Annotated in this window: 1 protein-coding gene; it reads left to right on the top strand. The window is 47.3% G+C overall.

All coding sequences use genetic code 11. From position 1 onward, the window contains the following. The coding region (locus AAEY88_RS12805; RefSeq protein WP_350562990.1) for a sigma 54-interacting transcriptional regulator at positions 1 to 296 on the top strand (296 nt) is incomplete at both ends.

Here is a 296-nt window from a genome sequence, read left to right as displayed (position 1 = left end):
CCTGGCCAGTCACCGAATCAACCAACCATTTATCGCCATTAACTGTGGTGCATTAAGCCCTGAACTGGTCGACAGTGAGCTGTTTGGCCATGTAAAAGGCGCTTTTACCGGTGCTCATCGTGATCACCGTGGTGTATTCGAGCAAGCAGAAGGCGGTACCTTATTTCTTGATGAAGTCACCGAAATGCCGCTAGAACATCAAGTAAAATTGTTACGCGTACTCGAAAACAATGAATATCGCTCTGTCGGCTCACAACAGCTTCAAAAAGCCAATGTTCGCATTGTTGCTGCCACCA

It is taken from the genome of Psychrobacter sp. CAL346-MNA-CIBAN-0220 (genome assembly GCF_040309805.1).
Classification (GTDB): domain Bacteria; phylum Pseudomonadota; class Gammaproteobacteria; order Pseudomonadales; family Moraxellaceae; genus Psychrobacter.
This window is presented reverse-complemented; position numbering and strand designations above follow the sequence as displayed.